The organism is Polaromonas sp. (genome assembly GCF_030682935.1).
Lineage (GTDB): Bacteria > Pseudomonadota > Gammaproteobacteria > Burkholderiales > Burkholderiaceae_C > Polaromonas.
In genome coordinates this window covers 1-3774 of sequence record NZ_JAUXNA010000255.1, presented here as the reverse complement: position 1 = coordinate 3774, position 3774 = coordinate 1, and the positions used below count along the sequence as shown (strand labels likewise).

Annotated in this window: 2 protein-coding genes; both read right to left on the bottom strand. The window is 60.3% G+C overall.

The features are described 5' to 3' along the window. Positions 1 to 489: 489 nt before the first annotated feature. The gene (locus Q8K05_RS11640; RefSeq protein WP_305246765.1) at positions 490 to 3021 is read right to left on the bottom strand and encodes a GspE/PulE family protein; all 2532 of its coding nucleotides are present in this window, start codon (positions 3019 to 3021) and stop codon (positions 490 to 492) included. A gap of 16 nt (positions 3022 to 3037) precedes the next feature. Then, positions 3038 to 3774, bottom strand: a 737-nt coding sequence (locus Q8K05_RS11635; RefSeq protein WP_305246764.1) for an ATPase, T2SS/T4P/T4SS family, incomplete at its 5' end; no start/stop codon positions are given.

The following is a 3774-nucleotide window of genomic DNA, read 5'->3' as shown; positions in this document are numbered from 1 at the left end:
TTATACACAACTTTATTCTTGTTTTAAATCAACAACTTACGATCTCACGTTTTTCACACCCTGCGTTGGCTCACCCTATACAAAACAACAACTTAGCGGTACCGTCGAAGTCTGCAAAACGTTGGTCAGAGACTTGTGTATAACGAAATGCATCAAGGCACGGGAGAGTGCCCGCAAAGGCAGCAAGGCTGCGCCCGAAACTCCGGAGCCAAACGAACCATTCTGAGGTCGCACGAGCAGGGGGAAATCCAGCAATTGAGTACACTTATCCACAGTTGCTGATTCAAAACCCAGCAACCCGCCCTGGGTCAATATTCAATCGGCGCTGACAAGCCATGCGGGTTATAGCCTTATTTATGGTTCCTGTTGTTGTACCAGAATAAACTTCCCCGCCCCGGGGGGCGGGTATTGGCCGCTTCGCTTCACAGCTCCCTACGGTCGCTGTCCTTAAAAAGCGCCGCAAGCGGCGGGGAATTTACCCGCCATGATTTAACCGTAGGCGGCGCGGGCCTGCGCCATGTCGATCTTCCCCTGCACCATCTTCTCCAGGGCGTCGTGTCGCAGACTGCGCATGCCCATCCGGATGGCCGTCTCGAACACTTCGGCGGGACGAGCCCGGCGCTGGATCAAGCCGCGCAGGGTCGCGTTGTTCTCCAGCACCTCATAGATCCCCATACGGCCCTTGTAGCCCTTGCCGCCGCAGTGTGGGCAACCCACCACCGTCCTGACCATGATCTCGTCGGGCTTGCTGGCTCCGGCTGCGTCCATCAGCCGGCGGCGTCCCTCCTCGGCATCCATGGGCGTGCCGTCGATGTACTCCATCACCAGTTCTTCCAACGCCTCAAGCGAGACCGGCTTGGGTACGGCGCATTTCGGGCACAGTGCCCGAACGAGGCGTTGGGCCACGATGCCCACCAGCGAGTCGGCAAAGTTCATCGGGTCCATGCCCAGGTCCAGCAGGCGAACCACGCTCTCCGAAGCGTTGTTGGTATGCAGCGTGGAGAGAACCAGATGTCCCGTCAGTGATGCCTCGATCGCGATCTTGGCGGTCTCGTCATCACGGATTTCACCGATCATGATGATGTCAGGATCGGCTCGCAGGAACGCACGCATGGCCGACGCAAAGGTCAGCCCGATCTTGGGATTGACCTGCACCTGGCGCAGGCCGTCCTGGGTGATTTCGATGGGGTCTTCGGCAGTCCATATCTTGCGCAGGTCGGTGTTGACCTCTTTCAGCATCGAATGCAACGTCGTGGTCTTGCCAGACCCGGTGGGGCCGACGGCAAGAATCAGGCCAAAAGAGCGGGCCGACATTGTCAGCACCTTTCTTTCATCGCAGGGTTGCATGCCCAGTTTCGCCAACAAGATGGGTTTGCTTGATGCCAGCAGGCGCATCACCACGTCCTCCAGACCATCGTGGGTGGGCAGCACCGCCACCCGCAACTCGAGCTTGCCGCCGCCAAAGTCGGCAAAATTGATCTTCCCGTCCTGCGGCCGGCGGCGCTCGGAAATGTCGAGCCTCGACATCACCTTGATGCGCGAAACCAGCGGGGCGCGCAACGAGGCCGGCAAGTCCAGGTAAGGCTCCATATCGCCATCCCGGCGAAAACGGATGCGTGTCACCATCTGGCCCGGATTGGTTTCGATGTGGATGTCAGAGGCATTGAGGTTTTGGGCATCCTGAATGATGCGTTTGACCAACATCACGAAGTTGGACGACTCGACCATATCGATGGCCTGTCCCTCGGGCGGATCGACATTCACCTCGGAAACCACCTTTTGCAGCAAAAAATCAATACTTGCGTCCTCTTCCCTTGCGTCTGCAGGCCCTGCCCCCCCGGCAGCCATCGACCTGGGCACGGCCGATTCCGCAGGCAGGGGCATAAGACCGGTGGCCGGCGCGGGATCGGGCATTGGATGCCGCGAACCCCGCGCGAGATGCACGAGCTTGTCATTGATGGCCTGGGCAGACGCCCACACCAGTTGCACATGCCGATTCAGGAGGGATGAGAGCAGCAGCACGAGTTCCTGCTGGGTCGGCGTGGATGAGGCCACGAAAAAACTGTCGGTCGTCGCCCCCAGGGGGCACACCTGGTAGCGGCGCGCATCACTCACGTTCAGGGCGTTGGCCTCCGCCTGTATCTGAAAATGGCTCAGGTCCACCTCCGGCAGACCAGCCAGACGCGCCAGTATCCGGTGCGACTCGTCCAGCGTGAGCAGCCCCTCCAGGAGCAGATCGCCCAACAGATAACCTGAGGCCCCCGCCTTGGTCACATGGGATGCAAGTTCCGCTTCCGACAGGTAGCCCAGGTCAAGGATGATGCGTTCCACCGGCGGGCTGGGGCGGGCACGCAGGTATTCCATCGCCACGAGCAATTGCGCGATGGACGTCACTGCCGGCAGCATGGTAGGCCGGCTGGCTGCCATCGCTGGCGTCAGCACGGCAGGAGCCAGCTCATGTGGCTGACCACACCATTGCGGCGTCGACAAATCGGTCGATCCAGAGGAATAATCGGGCATGGCGCCCCATAATCGGCGACCGACCTGGACGAAGTCCAGGGCGACGGCGGAAAACCATTCGGCAATGTAACTTCCGTCGGACTGCTCAACATACAGGAACAGTCCGCATGATCCCGTCAGGTAACCCATGGAATGGCCCGTGATGTCCGCATGGCCGTGCCGGTCGGACAGCCTGATGTGAAACGGCAAGAGCTGGTGGGCGATCTGTTGGTCCCAAGGCGTGTCCGTCCCTTCGCTATCCCCGATGGTTTGCGCCACCAATGGCGTCAGCAGCGTGACCGAGGTCACCTGTTCCCATGGCAGCACCATCGGCTCCGGTTGTGCTGCCCAGTTCAAGGTCAGTTGACGATCCCGAAGCAGTGCCTGCCTGAGCACCCCGATGTGATGGGTGCCGTCGGCAAGGACCAGTTTCAATGAGTGCCCGGCCGCTGCGGCCGAGGTCGTGACCAACCAGGAGGGTAGTGGCCAGGCACCTGCCCAGGCAAGGGTCAATTCGCTCATCATCGCAGCGCCTGGCTCACGGCTTGATCTGCATGCCTGATGCGTCCGGTGCTTTTCCGGAAGTCAGCCTCACCCTCAGGGACAAGTCGGTTTTCGAATCTGCGTTTTCGATGGCCTGCTCCAGGGTGATATATCCGGCCGTGTAGAGCTTGTACAGGGACTGGTCAAAAGTCTGCATGCCCAATTCGTTGCTCTTGGCAATGGCCGCCTTGATCTGATCCACCTGGCCTTTGAGAATGAGATCCGAGATGTAGGGAGACTGCAGCATCACCTCCACGGCGGGCACCAGCTTGCCGCTGGTGCCCTTGATCAGGCGTTGCGCCACCACACCCTTGAGATTGAGCGACAGGTCCATCAGCGCCTGGCGGCGAGAATTTTCCGGAAACAGGTTGAGCACGCGCTCGATGGCCTGGTTGGCGTTGTTTGCGTGCAGCGTGGACACGCACAGGTGCCCCGTCTCGGCGTAGGACATCGCATGCTGCATGGTGAGGTGATCGCGAATCTCGCCGATCATGATCACATCCGGCGCTTCGCGCATCGCATGGCGAAGCGCCTCCTCAAACGAGTGCGTGTCCAGGCCCACCTCACGCTGGTCGACCAGCGACTGCTTGTGGTGATGCACAAACTCAATCGGATCCTCGACCGTCAGGATGTGTCCCGGCACCGTGCTGTTGCGGTAGTCGAGCATGGCGGCCAGGGTCGTGGACTTGCCAGAGCCCGCGGCACCCACGATCAACACCAGTCCGCGCTTGA